Origin of the sequence: Rhodococcus sp. KBS0724 (assembly GCF_005938745.2) — a bacterium.
Taxonomy (GTDB): Bacteria; Actinomycetota; Actinomycetes; order Mycobacteriales; family Mycobacteriaceae; genus Rhodococcus_F.
In genome coordinates, this window is the sequence record NZ_VCBX02000001.1 from 6,523,274 (window position 1) to 6,538,731 (window position 15,458).

A 15,458-nucleotide genomic window follows, 5' to 3' on the forward strand; every position below is an offset into this window, starting at 1 on the left:
GCCCTCGGTGATGGCCTTGCCGATCACGTCCATCACAGGGTCCGTACTGGTGGCTTCTGGGGAAAGCGCACCCCTCCGCCGTCCAATAGACCTGGTCTAGCGGTCGGCGTCCGGAACGGAGGTCTGCTGGTAGAGCGTGAGTCGCCACTGGCCGTCGCGACGGGTGTAGACGCTGGACATCAGGGCGTGGAACGCCGGCGCGCCCTCGCCGCGGGAGGCCCGGCCGGTGTAGACCAGGATCGCAGTGTCCTCACTGACCTCGATGAGGCGGTCGCCGCTGATCTCGTAGTTCCGCCACGGCGGGGCGTCGTCGAGCGAGGCGATCACCGCGTCGCGATCCAGTACGAAGCCGTGCGAGAGAACCATGGCCTCGGAAATCGCAGGCCGATCGGACAAGTAGATCGGGAATCTACATGTGACGCGCGGCACGACGCCCGTCCCCTGTGCGTAATTGACCGTCCCGAGCGAGTCGTTCGAATGCGTCTGCGAGTGCGCGGTGCGCTCGACGCGGGCCGGCTTCCTGCCAGGCATCGAGAGCAGCCCGCGGAACATGTGCAGCCTCGACATTGATTTGCCGCATCGCGAAATGATCCGAGAATTCACTCGAAGACGGAGGGCTCACCCAGGCGCAGCCTATATCGGTCAGACTCGGAACCCGGGCACAACCACAAGGACACCGCGCGAGTGCACGACCTCACCCCACGAGAATCGGAAGTGCTCGTCCTCATCGCAAGCGGACTGTCCAACAGCGAAATCGCCTCGAAGCTCTTCGTCTCGGAGGAAACCGTCAAAACCCACGTCGGCAGGATCCCCGGCAAACTGCAACTCCGGGACCGCACCCAAGCCGCGATCTACGCGTACGAGTGCAGACTTGTCCGCCCGAAAGACCTATAGTCTCAATACATCTCAAGCCAGTTTACGGAATCTACATTTCTGCCGGGACGTAGGCGATCGGACGAGCCCGGCACCGCCCGATCAGGCGGCGTCTTCCTTCCACAAGTGCGGGACACCACGGTGGGTCACAGGGCTGGTCCTTTTGGTCGAGAACGGTTGTGTCGCAACTCCCATCCTCACGCTGAGGACCAGTCCGTCTACTTCGGTCCCGCGTCAGCAACGTCCATAGCCACAACAACAGCGGCGGCCGTCGAGATGCAGCGAAGATCAGCGAAACGCGACGGTAGTTCAACTAGACCGCAGCCGACCCTCGACGCCGTTGACCTGCTCTTTGCCTGAAAGTGCTGATCGAACGCGGCGCCGGTGATCTAGGTTGATCATCGTTGATCTAGGTTGATCATCGTTGATCTAGGTTGATCATCGTTCGATCTGCTCGAGATGGGGGAAATACGTGTTCGGCTTCTATGTGACGATGCTGTTCGTCAGCGGAATCGTCTTGACCGTTTGGGCGCTGGTGGCCTCCGGACTGCACCCCGGTCGCCGCGTTGTCAACGGTCTCATCGGCACCGCGTTCCTGAGCTACGGCATCTACCTGGCCGTGTTCTTCCACAGCGGCGAGTACACAATCTTCTTCTTGGTCTTCATCGTCCCGTTCATCTTGCTGGCCGACGCGATGCGCACCGTCGACCCCGCAGCGCCGCACTGGGAGCCCTCCCCCGACCTCGACGCCGACCTCGACGCCGACCTCGTCGATCCCGCCCCGACTCCGGCTCGTACAGCCGCCACCCGCGAACGCATTGCCGCGGCCAAGTCTGCCCAACTCGAGGCCCTTCGCGCCAAGCATGCCGCCAAGAGCGATGAGTTCGACGATCACGCGCCGTCTACGCCTGCCTGACGAGAGGCATAGCGGCGGCAACGAAACCATCAATGGTTTTGCTCCGCCAATATCTTCCCCGCCACCTCGACCTGCGCGTCTTCAGCCAAGCCGGCCTCGATGTACTCCGAACCCCAGCAGCCAGCCCGCTCCAACCGTGCAGCCGGACATCAAGACACACCGCATACCGCACGCAACCTGTCCGCCTGGGACTGTTCTTCTCCCTGCTTCTCCATACTGGCCGCCCACTGTGGAAGGGAGTCGGGTCAAGGGTGGGTGTATGCCCCTCGAACTGCCGTGCGGTCCGACGCACATACTTTGACGAAGTTCGGCGACTCGCCCGAGACCCGTCTAAGTAGCGGGGCGTGTCTCGCTAATCTGCGCTGCATCTCGACAACAAGCTCTAGCCGCGCGCCATATCCACGAACTTGGACAGGTGAAGTTGGTGCGCCACAGTGATTGTCGCGGTCGGACCGTTACGGTGCTTACCCAGAATCAGGTCGGCTTCACCACCACGAGGATCATCACGCTCAGTCGCATCGGGACGGTACAGCAGAATCACCATGTCGGCGTCCTGCTCGAGTGAACCGGACTCGCGAAGGTCGGCGACCTGAGGACGCTTGTCGGTTCGCTGCTCAGGACCACGGTTGAGCTGGCAGATTGCGACAACCGGAACTTCGAGCTCCTTCGCCAAAAGCTTTAGGCTACGGGAGAATTCGGAGACTTCCTGCTGACGGGACTCGACCTTTTTACCCGAGCTCATCAGCTGCAGGTAGTCGATGACAATCAGGCGAATATCGTGTTTCTGCTTGAGCCGCCGCGCTTTTGCGCGAATTTCCATCATCGTGAGGTTGGGGGAGTCGTCAATGAAGAGCGGCGCTTCACTGATCTCACTCATACGACGCGCGAGCTTGGTCCAGTCGTCGTCTGTCATCTTGCCGGAGCGCATGTCACCGAGCTTGATCTTTGCCTCTGCGGAAAGCAGACGCATCACGATCTCGGTTTTGCTCATTTCCAGGGAGAACATGACGCTGGCCATGCCGTGAGTGATGGAGCAGGAACGCAGGAAATCCATTCCGAGCGTGGAGTTATGCGTCGGCACCATCGAATGACCGGCCAAGTACATGTGGTCGCGGTTGTCGACCTCCACGCAGCGAACCGGAACGCTGGCAACCGGACGAACATCGACAATGAAGCGTGATCCATGATCACTCGCACGAAGTTCCTTGTGCAACAAAATCTTTTGTGAGACTCGGAACACATCAACGTTTGCCGTCAGCGACAGAGCGGATTCGCTTGCAACGCCTACTCCGAAGCCGAGGCCCACGGCCAACTCTGCGACATCGCCCAACAAACCCTGATGACCAAGTGCCAACTCAATCGCACCATCGTCGCCGACAACACCGGCAACGTCGAGAAGGCCGGCTAGGAGATCGCGTCGCTGCCCAATGTCGCCACGGAGATAACCGGCTGGAATGCGCTTGTCTTCCAAAGAATCCGGCGCGAAACCCTCACCTTCGATGAACATGGCGATCTCGGGATCAATCGAATCAAGGGCGCCGCCAGTACCCAACCAGGCGCCAAGTGAGTAAGCGGGAATCAATAGGTCTTGCGCCGCGAGATCCAAGGCGGCAGCATTGACAACTCGATGCCCGGACTGCACATCGGCGTAGATGTCCGCAGTAGTGCGAACCGCCGCAGTGGAACTTTCCGTCAACCACTGATGCTGCTCGTCGGCAACCAACACAGTTCCGTCGGAGAACTCGACCTCATAGCAAGGGCGGTCGACCATCACGTCGGTTGCGGCAACAACCCGCGTCGGCTTCCCGTGGTTGTCGATCAACAAATCACCGACAGCAACGTTGCCCATGGTGGTCCAGCCGCTTGGCGTCGCGAGGGGAGTGTCGAGGGCAAGCGCCTTACCCACACCGGGACGGGCCGCGACGATGATCATCTGACCGGCGTGAAGACCGTTGGTGATTTCGTCGAGATCCTTGAACCCGGTGGGTACACCGAGGGAGATGCCGCCGCGGCTGGCGATGGAGTCGATTTCATCCATCGTGGGCTGGAGGAGTTCGGTGAGGGGCACGAAGTCCTCGGTGGTACGACGCTCGGTGACCTCGAAGATTTCGGCCTGCGCGCGGTCGACAACCTCGGCGACATCTTGGCCGTCGGTGCCGGCGTAGCCGTATTGAACGATGCGGGTGCCGGCGTCGACGAGGCGTCGCAGCACTGATTTCTCGGCCACGATCTCGGCGTAGTAGGCGGCATTGGCAGCGGTGGGCACTGTCTGGGTGAGAGTCACCAGATAGGAGGCGCCACCGATTTTGCGGAGCTCGCCCCGACGGTCCAGTTCAGCAGAGACTGTCACCGGGTCGGCAGGCTCACCGCGGCTGTAGAGGTCCAGGATCACGTCGTAGACGGACTGATGGGCGGGCCGGTAGAAGTCGCCTGGCCGCAGGACTTCGAGGACGTCAGCGATGGCGTCCTTGCTCAGAAGCATGCCGCCGAGGACGGACTGCTCCGCAACCATGTCCTGGGGTGGTTGGCGGCCGAATTCCTGATCGGGCTCGGACTCGGGAGGCCCCGGGTAGTCCTGTCCGGAGTAGTCGGAAGGTCCTCGATCATCCACAACAGCCATCAGAGAGACCTTCCCGTAAAACACTCGACGACACTGCGAGAAAAACGCAGGGCCCTCACCATTTGTACCTGCCCGCACCGACATCACGCTGGTAGAAAATCACCGGTCGGTAGATAGACGCCGAGACGACGTTAGGGACTTGCCGGCCCACAAACAAACGGCCCTGTGGATGAATCTGTGGAGTAATTGTGGAAACTCCTGAAAAACTGTGTGCACCATCTGGGGATAACCTGGGGACAACTTTGGGTGTTTCCCGTAAAACGCCAGATAGAGGGGCATGTGAAATTTCACATACCTGTTGATGAAAAAACTTTCTCCACAGTCGGCGCGTCGGCGTGTCGGGCGTGTTGCGCAGCCTGAATCATCACGGTTCAGCACGTTGAACATCACACTGTGACAGTTATCCCCAACCCCGGATCGGGTCGTAGCGAGCACAATCCGCGTGCGAAAAAGAGTCGAGCCCCGCACACCGAAGTGTGCGGGGCTCGCCCGAAGAACGAATCGACTATGCGCCGACGACGTTCAGGTTGAACTTGGCAACGACATCGGGATGCAGGTTCACGGACACGGCATGCTTGCCCGTGTTCTTGATGTGAGCCTTCGGCAACGCGATGGTGCGCTTGTCGAGAACCGGTCCACCGGCAGCCTTGATCGCAGCAGCGACGTCAGCAGCGGTAACGGAACCGAAGAGCTTGCCCGAACCACCGGCGGTCTTGACCGACAGCGTTACGGACTCGAGTCCCTCGATAGCGGCCTTGAGCTCCTTGGCGTGGTCCAGGCCGCGCACTGCGCGCAGTTCCTGTGCACGACGGATTCCTTCGACCTGCTTCTCGGCGCCACGAGTAGCGACGATTGCCAGCCGGCGGGGGAGCAGGTAGTTACGGCCGTAGCCGTCCTTGACCTCGACGGTGTCGCCAGGCGCACCGAGGTTGTCCACGTCAGCGGTGAGGATGAGCTTCATGTTCTTTCCTCCCTTTCCTTAGCGAGCCACGGTGGCGTAAGGCAGCAGTGCTACCTCACGTGAGTTCTTGACGGCAATGGCAACGTCGCGCTGATGCTGGACGCAATTGCCGGTGACACGACGAGCACGGATCTTTCCGCGGTCGCTGACGTACTTACGCAGCAACGTCGTGTCCTTGTAGTTGATCTGCGTGTTCTTCTCTTTGCAGAAGGTGCAGACCTTCTTCTTCATAACCTTGTCGCGCAAGGGCGGCTTCGGCATGTCTTTGCTCTTTTCTGGATGTCCCTGATCAGGTACGGATCAGAAAGGCGGTTCGTCGTTGCCGCCGCCACCGAAGGAGCCCGAAGCCGGAGGGGCACTGCCCCACGGATCGTCTCCACCGGAAGGTGCAGCGCTCGGACGTCCGCCGCCCGATCCGCCGGAGGAACCTCCGAAGTTGCCGCCGCCACCGCCGCCACCACGGTTGGCCTTGTTGACCTTTGCCGTGGCGTACTTCAGTGAAGGACCGATTTCATCAACTTCGAGCTCGACGACAGTTCGCTTTTCGCCCTCACGAGTTTCGTACGAACGCTGCTTGAGCCGGCCACTCACGATTACTCGCGAGCCACGGGTCAAGCTCTCCGCGACGTTCTCGGCTGCTTCGCGCCAGATGTTGCAACGCATGAACAGCGCATCGCCGTCTTTCCATTCATTGGAATTACGGTCGAAGGTGCGGGGTGTGGAAGCAACCGTGAAGTTTGCTACCGCAGCACCCGCCGGGGTGAAACGAAGCTCAGGATCAGCCGTCAGGTTTCCGATGACGGTGATGATGGTGTCGCCAGCCATGTGGTTCCTCCTGCTTTTGATGTAAGTCTGTTGGGTGCGAGGTTAGAGTTCGCTACCGACAGAAATCACTTGTTGTGGCGCAGAACCTTCGTGCGCAGAACCGACTCGTTCAGACCGAGCTGACGATCGAGCTCAGCAACGGTGGCGGGAGTGGCGTTGATGTCGATCACCGCGTAGATACCTTCAGCATGCTTCAGGATCTCGTAGGCGAGACGACGCTTACCCCAGACATCGACCTTGTCGATCGTGCCGCCGTGCTGGCGCACAACATTGAGGAACGTATCCAGCGAAGGAGCGACAGTGCGCTCGTCCAGGCTGGGGTCAAGGATGACCATCAATTCGTAATGACGCATAAGACCTCATCACCTCCTGTGGACTAAGTGAAAACGGCCACGGACTATCCGTGGCAGGAGGGTCGTTGCGTCAGCAACCCTCGTAGGTTACACGAGGTGCCCCTGACCAGCGAAATCGCGTCGTCGATCACAGGAAACGCCCAGAACGTACACGGACGCTCAACGAACCGCCTTTCGGCACCAGCCCATAGGGTGGGACTCATGCGAACGGACCGAAAAACCTCGGCGTCGATCCTGACGCTTGTCGTCGGTCTCTGCGGGCTGGCCATGACCCTGGGCTACTTCAACAAGGCACGATGCGCCGGCGCGCCCTTCGCGCCGGACGGCCGAAGCCTCGCCTTCGACGTCGACAAGAACCTCCGTGTTTGTTACTCCGACATCCAGCTTCTGTGGCTCGGACGCGGCATCGACCAACACCTCTTTCCGTTTGTCACCGGCGGCATCACGCCGGAAGGCATCCTCTACGGCGGAACCGTCGAGTACCCGGTGCTCAGCGGAATCCTGATGTGGCTGGGCGGAATCGGATCAAACAACGACGCGGAGTTCCTGCTGCATTCCGCGTTGATCCTGGCCCCGTTCGGGTTGCTGACGGCCTGGATGTTGGGCCGGATGAGCGGCGCGTACGCGTTGATCTGGTCGGCCACCCCGCCGCTGGTGTTGTACGCGTTCCACAACTGGGAACTGCCCGTCGTCGCAACCAGCGTCGGCGCGATCTTCGTGATGACGTTCGAGCGCATACCTTTTCGGACGCGGGCGATACTGGCGTCGATCATTCTGGCTATCGGTTTCTGCCTGAAGTTGTATCCGGGGATCTTTGTACTTCCGCTCATCGCGTATGTCCTCACGCGTGGCCGAGACGGCAAGAAGTACGACGTCCGCGGCGCGCTGATGACGGCCGGTGCTGCGGTGGCGACCGTGGTTCTCGTGAACCTGCCGTTTGCCCTCATCTCGTACGACGGCTGGCGTGCGTCCTTCAGTTTCCAGGAGAAGCGCAGCGCCGACATCACCACCAACTCGCTGTGGTTCTGGGGTCTGCGACCGTTCTACGGCTTCGGTGTACGCGACATCAACGCGGACTACGACGCGTTGGTGGGCATCCTGTCCCCGCTGATGATCCTGTTGTCGTTCGGGTTGGCGATGTACGTGGGTTGGCGACGCTTTGTGCGCGACGGCTATTTCCCGTGGATCGCAGTGAGCGCGGCAATGTTGTGCGGATTCATCTTGCTGCACAAGGTGAATTCTCCGCAGTACACGCTGTGGCTGCTGCCGTTCCTGGTTCTGTTCCAGATCCGTTGGTTCTGGATCGCCGCGTATCTCGTGGCGGATGCGGCATTGGGAATCGGCATCTTCCGCTACTTCTACCAACTCGACATGAACCTCGATCCGAGCAAGTACGAAGCCGTCGTACAGGCCAGTGTGTGGGGTCATGTGGTGTTGCTGATCGTGTTCTTCTTCCTGTTCCTGCGGGTACCGCTGCGCTATCCGCTCGCGGGGACGGCCGTCGAGAAAACCCCACCGATACCGGAGCTCACCAGATGACCGAAAACTGGTTCCGATCACCGATATTGACCGGCACGCATGTCCGGCTCGAACCATTGGTCCGTGAGCACGCCGACGCCCTGATCGCCGCGTCGGACGATCCGAGCATCTTCCGCTGGACGGCCGCGCCGATCAACACTCACGCAGAGGCACTCGCATACATCGACGCGGCCGAGTCGAATCCGGATCGGGTTGCGTTCGCCCAGATCGACACGGTCACCGGCGCCGTGGTGGGTAGTACGTCGCTGTATCAAATCGACCCGACGCATCGGAGCCTTGCGATCGGTTACACGTGGCTGTCGAAGTCCGCTCAGGGAACTCGAATCAATCCGGAGGCAAAACTTCTCCTGCTGCGGCGGGCTTTCGACGATCTCGACGTCGTCCGCGTCGAATGGCACACCGACGAGTTCAACGAACAATCCCGGGCCGCAATCGCCAAACTGGGTGCGCAGTACGAGGGCCTGCTCCGTAAGCACCGCCAGCGCGCAGACGGTAGTTGGCGCACCACCGCTCTTTTTGCCATGACGGACGAAGACTGGCCGGCAATCGAACCGCAGTTGGAGCGACGCGTCGGCAGCTAACCAACCGCCTGCGCGGTTTGCCTGACTTCGTACCGCAAAATCAGTGCATGAGCGAACCGGGCCCGTACGGATATCAGCAGCAGTACCCGCAACAGAACTGGCAACAACCGCGGCCGACCAACGTCTTGGCGGTCCTGGCGCTGGTGTTCGCGTTTCTCTTTGCTCCGCTGGGAATCGTGTTCGGCCACATCGCGCGCAGTCAGATCAAACGAACCGGCGAGCAGGGCGACGGGTTGGCGCTCGCCGGCCTGATCCTCGGATACATCTTCACCGCGATCGGCATACTCTTCTTCATCGCGTGGATCGCCTTCTGGGGACTGTTCGCGACCGCGGTCAGCGAAGCCGCCGACGACGTCCGCTCCAACACGTACAGCTACACGACACCGCAGTCGTACGCGGCAACCCCGGCGCCCCGCATCACCACGACTACCAGGGCGCCGCAGACCACCACGGCGCCCCGCGTCACCACCACGGTGTCCGGCCCGCTTCCCACCGTCACCGGGACGGACCGGCAAGGATTCGTCTCGAACGGGCCCCGCTGCAATGCGTCCAACCCGGCCGTTGCTGTTGCGATCACCACCGCTTCACGAATCGTCGTGTGCGAAACCGGTGTCGGCCGCTACTACTACAAGGGCGAGAGGCTCAGCGACGGAGCAGCAATCGAGATCGACGATCCGATTCGCACCCGAGAAGGCTTTGCCGCCCGCAACGGCGATGTCACGTACCAACTCAGCCCCAGCGGATTGGTGATCCTGGACGGTGGAAGCGAACTGGACAGCGAGCCGGCCCTCGAGGTGTGGTTGAACTGAGCAGCCTCTAGACCTCACACAGATCTCGGTACGGCACCCCGGGGAGGTAGCGCTCCCATTCCTCTTCGGTGATGAGAGTTCCGGCGCTGCTGCATATCCGCGCGGAGACGGCATCAGGATCGGTGCCCCACAATCGGATCGTCTTGTCGGGACCGGCGGCGGCAATCTTGTCGCTGCCACCGGCGAATTGGGCATCGTAGACACGCACGGGATACGCGGTCAGTTGAGCAAAGCGTTGTGGGTCATCGGGATTCGAAATGTCCCACAGCCACACCGATCCGCCGCTGACCCCCGCCGCCAACTGGTTGCCCTTCTGGTTGATCGCCACCGAATAGATCGCACCTTCGGGACCGGCGATCCGTGACAACGCACGAGGCGACGACGGGTCATGCACATCCCACAACTGGATGCTGTGATCGGCACTACCGGCAGCGAGAACGTTACCGTCGGAGCTGAATACGACTGCTTGAGCGTAACTTTCGAAGCCGTCCACAGTAGACACCACACGCGGCGCCGCGGGGTCGGAGACGTCCCACAAGTCGACTACGTTCTTTGCATTGGCAATGGCAAGTATGTTGTCGTCCGGCCGGAATGCCATCATCAGCGGGTAAGCGCCGGCATCGGTGGACGACAACAGTTTCGGTGCGACTGGATCGGAGACGTCGACCAAGGCAAAGACGTTGTCGTCCTGAGAGGACACCGCCAACAGCTTTGCCGACGGATCAAGGACGACAACCCCGACGATCCCCTCGACGTATTTCTGCGGGTCGCCCACGAGCCTCGGGGCCGCCGGGTCACCGAGATCCCACAAATACACGGTGCCGGAACCGGTGCCACCCACCGCAAGCCGACCGTCGGTCGACAATGCGGACGCTCCGGTGAACCTGTCCTCGCCGCGCGACGTCAACTCCGGCATCAACACCGGATTGTCGAAATCCTCGGTGTTCCACGCCATCATCGCACCACCTCGGGCACCCACACCGGCGAGAAGTCGTGAGCCACTACCGTCGAAAGGACTGGTGAAAACAGCGTCTCGCGGTCCCGCCCAGACCGGACCGGGCATCGACCACACACGCGTCACCCCGTTGAGGCCGCCGGTAATCAGAATCTGCCCGTCCTCGCTGTAGTCGACAGTGGTGATGGCACCGGAATCCGGCAGCACCTCGATCAGCGCTGCGGTGCGCGGATCCCACACTCGCACAGTGTTGTCGGAGCTACCTGCGGCAAAACGGGTTCCGTCCTTGCTGTAGTTGATCTCGTTGACGTAGCTGGTGAACCCGGTCAGCGCGTCGAGTGACCGCGGATGCGCCGGATCCGTCATGTCCCAGCGCGCCACTTCTCGAGCCGTCGAGCCCGCCGCAAGTTCCCGTCCGTCAGGGCTGAATGCCACACCTAGATAATGATTGGTGGTGCCGTCGGGTTCGGTTGCGAAAATCGGTGGCGCAGTTGGGTTGCCCCACTGCGCGACGTCCCACACACGCAGGGTGCTCTGCCGCCCACCGGCAACGAGCGTCCGCCCGTCGGGGCTGAACGTCGCGGTGACGACTCCCGAAGCCGGATGCGGAAGCGGCGGCAGGGCGACCGCGTCGGCGGTGTCGTCGATGTTCCAACGCAACACGTCCGGCGTCGACGTGCCGGCAATCAACTTGGTTCCGTCCGGACTGAACTCCATGTCCTGCACTACGTGATCCGCGTGAACGAACAGTGTTCCGCGCACCGGGTTGGCCGGATCCGATACATCCCACAGCGCACCGCCGCCCTCTCCACCGGTCGACAGCAAACGCCCGTCCGGACTGAACGATGCCGCAAACAGTGCCGTCCCCTCCTTCACCCCGAGGAATTCCGACACCGGCGTTGCCGCCGCGGCACCGTCGACTATCGGATACAGGCGCACCATCCCGTCGGAACTGGCCACGGCCACAATGGTTCCCGCGGGATTGATTCGGGCTTTCATGGCACCGGACGGGCCGACGATACGCGTCGCCGCATGCACACCGGACGCGTCGAGCAGCGCCGAGCGGGCTTCCGTGGTCTCGCTGACGTCATACGCGGCCAGCGCAAGCTGCGCCGCCAACGAAGGATCCTTGTCACGCATCCGAGTCGCTTCGGTGGCGACCTGACGGGACATCGCTTCGTCGCGAGCCGTGTCCGCTTCGGCGCGTTGATGATTGGCACTGAACCCGGCGACCATCGCGACCACGGCCAGCACCAGGGCAATCACCGACGCGGCGGCCAGTGCCGAGACTAGCCGTCGTAGCACGCGGGTCCGCCGCCGATCGGCGCTCTCCTGCTGATCACGATGGGCGATACTCGCGGCGAGGAATTCTCGCTCGACGGCGTTGAGATCAGCGGCGCGAGTCTCGCTGGGCTCGAGCTCGAGGCCCAACTCACCGGTGCGCAGCCATTCTTCGGTCAGGTGGAGTCTGGCGGCCCCAAGCAAGGCACTGGGGTCACGGCCACTGTCCTCCCACACCTGCGCCGCATAGGTGAATCGGCGGTGGACCGCCAGCCCCGCCCGATCCGAATCTATCCAATCGCGCAGCCGGCTCCACGCCGACAGCAATACCTCGTGTGAGACCTCGACTGTCTCCTCGTCGACGGTCAGCAGACGCCTCAGTGCAAACAGATCGATGACGGTGTTGACGTCGCCGAAGTCGTCACCGAGGAAAAGTTCGGCACGGGGAGCGCGCCGACGCGTCTGCGTGACCTCGTCGACGTTGACCAACCGGAGGAAGATCCTGCGCGCCAACTTCTGCTGTCGCTCGGTCAGCTCGCCGAACACCTCTTCGGCGCTCTGCTGAACTGCTCCGGCAATACCATCGGTGGCGTAGTAGTCGGACACGGTCAAGGTCTTGCGGGTCGAGCGTTGCCAGGTTCCCAACAACGCGTGGGACAGAAGGGGGAGTGACCCTGGATCACTGGCGGTGTGCGAACCCCGCGGCGTCAGCTCACGGACCAGAACCTGGACCAGTTCGCTCTGAACCGTCATTCCGGCTTTGAGCGCCGGTTCGACGATCACGTCACGCAACTGCTCCTCGGTGAGCGGACCGACCACCATCGGCGAATTGTCGAGCAACGGAAGCAACAACGGTTCCTCGGCCGCGAGCCCGTAGAAGTCGGCCCGCATACCGATCACGACGATCGTGTTCTCATCCAAAACAGCGAGCGTCCGCAGGAACTCCTCGCGGCGATCACGATCGCGCTGCGTCCACAGTTCCTCGAACTGATCGACGATCAGCACAGTGCGTGTGTCGCCGATCGACGACGGAATGTCCTCCGAACCCGGGTGCAGAACCACCACGTGCCAACCGCCGAACCGTGGATCGCCGGCGGCAATCTTCGGAGCCAGACCGGCCCGCAGCAACGACGACTTTCCGGACCCGGACGCTCCGATGACCATAAACTGACGGCTTCCCTCACCCCGCATCGCCGCCGCGACTCGATCCACGAGAGCGGTAGTGAGTTCGCCTCGCCCGAAGAACCACTCGGCGTCCTCCTGTCGGAAGGATTCGAGTCCGCGATAGGGCACGACGGTGTCGCCGCGGCGGCGGGCGGTCAGTTGCCGCACGCGCTGGACCGCGCTGATCCAACCCTCCCGCTGCTCGTCCGAATCGACTCCGCATGCCTTCAACAACGCAACGAACATCGGGGTGCTGGCCGGTGTCGGAAGGTGCTGCCCGGAGAACCAACCAGCGACGGTTCCGTGGAGACCGCCCGACCGTTCGACGGCTTCGCGGATCGTCAGTCCCGCGGCCTTCCGCAACGCAGTTAGCGCTTCAGCAAACTTCCCCCTCGACTCGATATCTGCGGGATCGACGTGATTGCGCGTGCCGGATTCCGCCTTCGAGTTCATAGCGAGGCACTTTATCCGACCAGGTCAGCGAATTGTCTGTTGTATGGACTGTGTATCGACCGTGCCGTCGACCGGAAGTTCGGGCGAAGGCCTCGACATACTGATCACGTCGCGTTCCGGCCCGCCCGCAGCCCTTCTGCAAAGTTGCGCCGACGCAGTCGCTTCCTCCCTGGAACCTCAGCCGAAAGGTGTCTTTGTCATGGAGCTTGTCCAGTCGACACGAACAATCCCGACCTGCATGGCTCACGTCAGGGGACGCCGTACGAACTCCCACATTCCACGATTGAGCGCCCGCGAAATCGAAGTGCTGCTGGCGTGGCTTCGGGCGGATTCCAAGCAGGACGTTGCGCTCGAACTGCACGTGGGCGTTGGCACAGTCAACACGCACATCTCCCGGATCAGAACTAAGTACGTCAACGTCGGGCGACCCGCGCCGACCAAAGCGGCACTGTTCGCGCGCGCCATCCAGGATGGTCACACCACCCTCGACGAATGGTGACTCAGACGGGCGAAAGCTCCGGCTCCCGGACCGCTTTCGGGCGCAGCCACTGCGGGAACCACGACGGCTGCTTGTCCGGTGCCTGATCGAGAACACCACCGGCCGGATCGTCGATGAACCCGTACCGCACCAGGTCCTCGTCGGGGCGGTAGATCTGGCGAAGAATAACCGCGCACAGCACCAGAACCGCGATATCTCGCAGCACGACAGTTCCGGTGAACCACTGCTCGGGCAACCCCTTGTTCGAGACCCCGAGGTAGTACATCATCCGCGGAACCCATACGAGTGCGTCGATGGTCATCCAGGCAAGAAGCAGTCGGCGATGCGGCAGCGCAAGAACCGCGAGCGGCACCAACCACAGCGAATACTGCGGACTCCACACCTTGTTGGTCAGCAGGAACCCCGCGACAAGCAGGAAACACAGCTGCGCGACGCGGGGGCGTCGTTGCGCCGTCAAAGCGACGTAACCGATTCCCACACAGACCACGACAAACAGAATGAACGACACGGCGTTGAGATTCGACGGCGATTCACCCTGCGCCAGGGGACCGTCGAGACCTGTCCACGACGTGAACGACGCGATCACGTTGTAGATCGAGTCCGGATCGGCACCGCGTTCGGAGTTGAGCCGGAAGAACTCGTACCAACCGTGCGGGTAGAGCGCGGCGATCGGAAGGTTCACGGCAAGCCACGCCGCGACCGCACTGAGTGTGGTTACCAACCACTCACGCGTCTTGCCCGCCCGCAGGCACAGAACCAACAGCGGCCCGAGCAACAACAACGGATACAACTTCGCGGCGCCGCCCAACCCCAGCAAAATGCCGGCGAGGACCGGTCGCTTGCGCGCCCACGCCAACAAACCGCCCATGGCAAACGCCGTCGCCAACGGATCGAAATTGGTGAACACGTGCACGATCACGAGGGGTGAACACGCGACCAACGCGCCGTCCCACACTCGTCGGCCGGCTAAGAGCGTCGTCGCCCACACTGTCACCAACCACGCCAACGCCAAACCGAATGCCACCACGTTGAAGTACAGGGCAACTTGAATTGCGCCCGGCAGCCACGTGATCGAATCCCACGCCTTTGCCACCTTCATCGAGCCGTACTGATAGAGCCCCGACAGAACGGGATATTCCATGTACCGCGTCTGGACGGAACCGTCGGAGCGGGTTTCCTCCCACGACTTCTTGTACGGGAACGCACCCTGATCGAGGCGCTCCGCACCGTACAACGGCACCGTGTCCGAATAACACAGTGCGACGTACTGGCGGGAACCTCCCCAGTCCAGACCCAACTGGCCCTGCTCACCGAAGGGCGCCTGTTGAATACACGCTGCCTTGGTCGACCAGCCCAACGCCAGGAACACGACGGCCAACAGCAAGATGACGCGCATCGGGGTGAAAAAACGAGTCCGGCCGATCAGCGCATGCCGACCGACCGGACCACCTACCGTGCCTGACAACGCAGACACCATTACATCGTTACGACTGGGAACGTCGCGCCAATCCGCCGACCGCGTGTCCTCCGCCAACGGTGCCGGAGACTCGTACACCCGAGACTCCGCATCGTCTGTCACAGAAGTCGCATCGGCATCATCTACATTGGCGGCCACTCCGCGAGGCTACC

The 15,458-nt window shown here is 61.9% G+C and carries 14 protein-coding genes and 1 pseudogene; 6 read left to right on the plus strand and 9 right to left on the minus strand.

The genetic code is table 11. The features are described 5' to 3' along the window. Positions 1–96 precede the first annotated feature (96 nt). Both FFI94_RS34440 and FFI94_RS34820 read right to left on the minus strand, forming a co-directional pair. Entirely contained in the window at positions 97–429 is a 333-nt protein-coding gene (locus FFI94_RS34440; RefSeq protein ID WP_397495539.1) for a nuclear transport factor 2 family protein, read from the minus strand. Then, on the minus strand, positions 410–580 hold the full coding sequence (locus tag FFI94_RS34820) for a TetR/AcrR family transcriptional regulator C-terminal domain-containing protein (protein WP_221937779.1): 171 nt from the start codon (positions 578–580) through the stop codon (positions 410–412). The genes FFI94_RS34440 and FFI94_RS34820 overlap by 20 nt, the downstream gene beginning before the upstream one ends. Positions 581–687: 107 nt before the next feature. On the opposite strand from FFI94_RS34820, the pseudogene FFI94_RS30120 reads away from it, so the two are divergent. Next, positions 688–894 (plus strand): annotated as a pseudogene (locus FFI94_RS30120) (response regulator transcription factor); the annotation flags it as partial. Between the two features lie 472 nt (positions 895–1,366). Continuing rightward, positions 1,367–1,789, plus strand: coding sequence for a hypothetical protein (locus tag FFI94_RS30125; protein ID WP_185993354.1), 423 nt, complete (start codon positions 1,367–1,369; stop codon positions 1,787–1,789). Between the two features lie 382 nt (positions 1,790–2,171). Here the strand turns inward: FFI94_RS30125 and dnaB are convergent, their stop codons facing one another. The 5 genes from dnaB to rpsF all read right to left on the minus strand — a co-directional run bounded on the left by dnaB (position 2,172) and on the right by rpsF (position 6,548). Then, on the minus strand, positions 2,172–4,409 hold the full coding sequence (dnaB, locus tag FFI94_RS30130; RefSeq protein ID WP_138871060.1) for a replicative DNA helicase: 2,238 nt from the start codon (positions 4,407–4,409) through the stop codon (positions 2,172–2,174). A gap of 505 nt (positions 4,410–4,914) precedes the next feature. Then, entirely contained in the window at positions 4,915–5,370 is a 456-nt protein-coding gene (gene rplI / locus FFI94_RS30135; protein ID WP_138871061.1) for a 50S ribosomal protein L9, read from the minus strand. Positions 5,371–5,388: 18 nt separating this feature from the next. Continuing rightward, entirely contained in the window at positions 5,389–5,631 is a 243-nt protein-coding gene (rpsR, locus tag FFI94_RS30140; RefSeq protein ID WP_003941245.1) for a 30S ribosomal protein S18, read from the minus strand. Positions 5,632–5,670: 39 nt separating this feature from the next. Then, positions 5,671–6,195: a single-stranded DNA-binding protein gene (locus FFI94_RS30145; protein WP_033237097.1), complete on the minus strand. Its 525-nt coding sequence runs from the start codon at positions 6,193–6,195 to the stop codon at positions 5,671–5,673. Between the two features lie 65 nt (positions 6,196–6,260). Beyond that, on the minus strand, positions 6,261–6,548 hold the full coding sequence (gene rpsF / locus FFI94_RS30150; RefSeq protein ID WP_003941237.1) for a 30S ribosomal protein S6: 288 nt from the start codon (positions 6,546–6,548) through the stop codon (positions 6,261–6,263). A 201-nt stretch (positions 6,549–6,749) separates the two neighbouring features. Here rpsF and FFI94_RS30155 point away from each other — a divergent pair, with 201 nt between their 5' ends. Genes FFI94_RS30155 through FFI94_RS30165 form a run of 3 tightly spaced genes read left to right on the plus strand, consistent with a single transcriptional unit; the run spans position 6,750 to position 9,477 of the window. After that, positions 6,750–8,087, plus strand: a complete 1,338-nt coding sequence (locus FFI94_RS30155) for a glycosyltransferase family 87 protein (RefSeq protein WP_138871062.1) — start codon at positions 6,750–6,752, stop codon at positions 8,085–8,087. Further along, complete coding sequence (locus tag FFI94_RS30160; RefSeq protein WP_138871063.1) at positions 8,084–8,668, plus strand: GNAT family N-acetyltransferase; 585 nt, start codon at positions 8,084–8,086, stop codon at positions 8,666–8,668. Before FFI94_RS30155 ends, FFI94_RS30160 begins: the two co-directional genes overlap by 4 nt. A gap of 47 nt (positions 8,669–8,715) precedes the next feature. Next, positions 8,716–9,477, plus strand: coding sequence for a DUF4190 domain-containing protein (locus tag FFI94_RS30165; protein WP_138871064.1), 762 nt, complete (start codon positions 8,716–8,718; stop codon positions 9,475–9,477). Between the two features lie 7 nt (positions 9,478–9,484). Here FFI94_RS30165 and FFI94_RS30170 read toward each other — a convergent pair whose 3' ends face one another. Beyond that, complete coding sequence (locus FFI94_RS30170) at positions 9,485–13,330, minus strand: helix-turn-helix domain-containing protein (RefSeq protein ID WP_138871065.1); 3,846 nt, start codon at positions 13,328–13,330, stop codon at positions 9,485–9,487. Between the two features lie 43 nt (positions 13,331–13,373). Here FFI94_RS30170 and FFI94_RS30175 point away from each other — a divergent pair, with 43 nt between their 5' ends. Beyond that, positions 13,374–13,829: a LuxR C-terminal-related transcriptional regulator gene (locus tag FFI94_RS30175; protein WP_313905564.1), complete on the plus strand. Its 456-nt coding sequence runs from the start codon at positions 13,374–13,376 to the stop codon at positions 13,827–13,829. 1 nt (position 13,830) lies between these two features. Here FFI94_RS30175 and FFI94_RS30180 read toward each other — a convergent pair whose 3' ends face one another. Next, a complete protein-coding gene (locus FFI94_RS30180) occupies positions 13,831–15,444 on the minus strand; it encodes a glycosyltransferase family 87 protein (protein ID WP_397495540.1) in 1,614 nt (537 codons plus the stop codon). Positions 15,445–15,458: the final 14 nt, after the last annotated feature.

Bases quoted from the DNA above. Each gene is read 5' to 3' on its own strand.
- FFI94_RS34820 (WP_221937779.1), bottom strand. From the start codon at position 580: ATGCGGCAAATCAATGTCGAGGCTGCACATGTTCCGCGGGCTGCTCTC.
- FFI94_RS30170 (WP_138871065.1), bottom strand. From the start codon at position 13,330: ATGAACTCGAAGGCGGAATCCGGCACGCGCAATCACGTCGATCCCGCA.
- FFI94_RS30125 (WP_185993354.1), top strand. From the start codon at position 1,367: ATGCTGTTCGTCAGCGGAATCGTCTTGACCGTTTGGGCGCTGGTGGCC.
- FFI94_RS30145 (WP_033237097.1), bottom strand. From the start codon at position 6,195: ATGGCTGGCGACACCATCATCACCGTCATCGGAAACCTGACGGCTGAT.
- rpsF (WP_003941237.1), bottom strand. From the start codon at position 6,548: ATGCGTCATTACGAATTGATGGTCATCCTTGACCCCAGCCTGGACGAG.
- FFI94_RS30155 (WP_138871062.1), top strand. From the start codon at position 6,750: ATGCGAACGGACCGAAAAACCTCGGCGTCGATCCTGACGCTTGTCGTC.
- FFI94_RS30165 (WP_138871064.1), top strand. From the start codon at position 8,716: ATGAGCGAACCGGGCCCGTACGGATATCAGCAGCAGTACCCGCAACAG.
- rplI (WP_138871061.1), bottom strand. From the start codon at position 5,370: ATGAAGCTCATCCTCACCGCTGACGTGGACAACCTCGGTGCGCCTGGC.
- FFI94_RS30175 (WP_313905564.1), top strand. From the start codon at position 13,374: ATGGACTGTGTATCGACCGTGCCGTCGACCGGAAGTTCGGGCGAAGGC.
- dnaB (WP_138871060.1), bottom strand. From the start codon at position 4,409: ATGGCTGTTGTGGATGATCGAGGACCTTCCGACTACTCCGGACAGGAC.
- rpsR (WP_003941245.1), bottom strand. From the start codon at position 5,631: ATGCCGAAGCCGCCCTTGCGCGACAAGGTTATGAAGAAGAAGGTCTGC.
- FFI94_RS30160 (WP_138871063.1), top strand. From the start codon at position 8,084: ATGACCGAAAACTGGTTCCGATCACCGATATTGACCGGCACGCATGTC.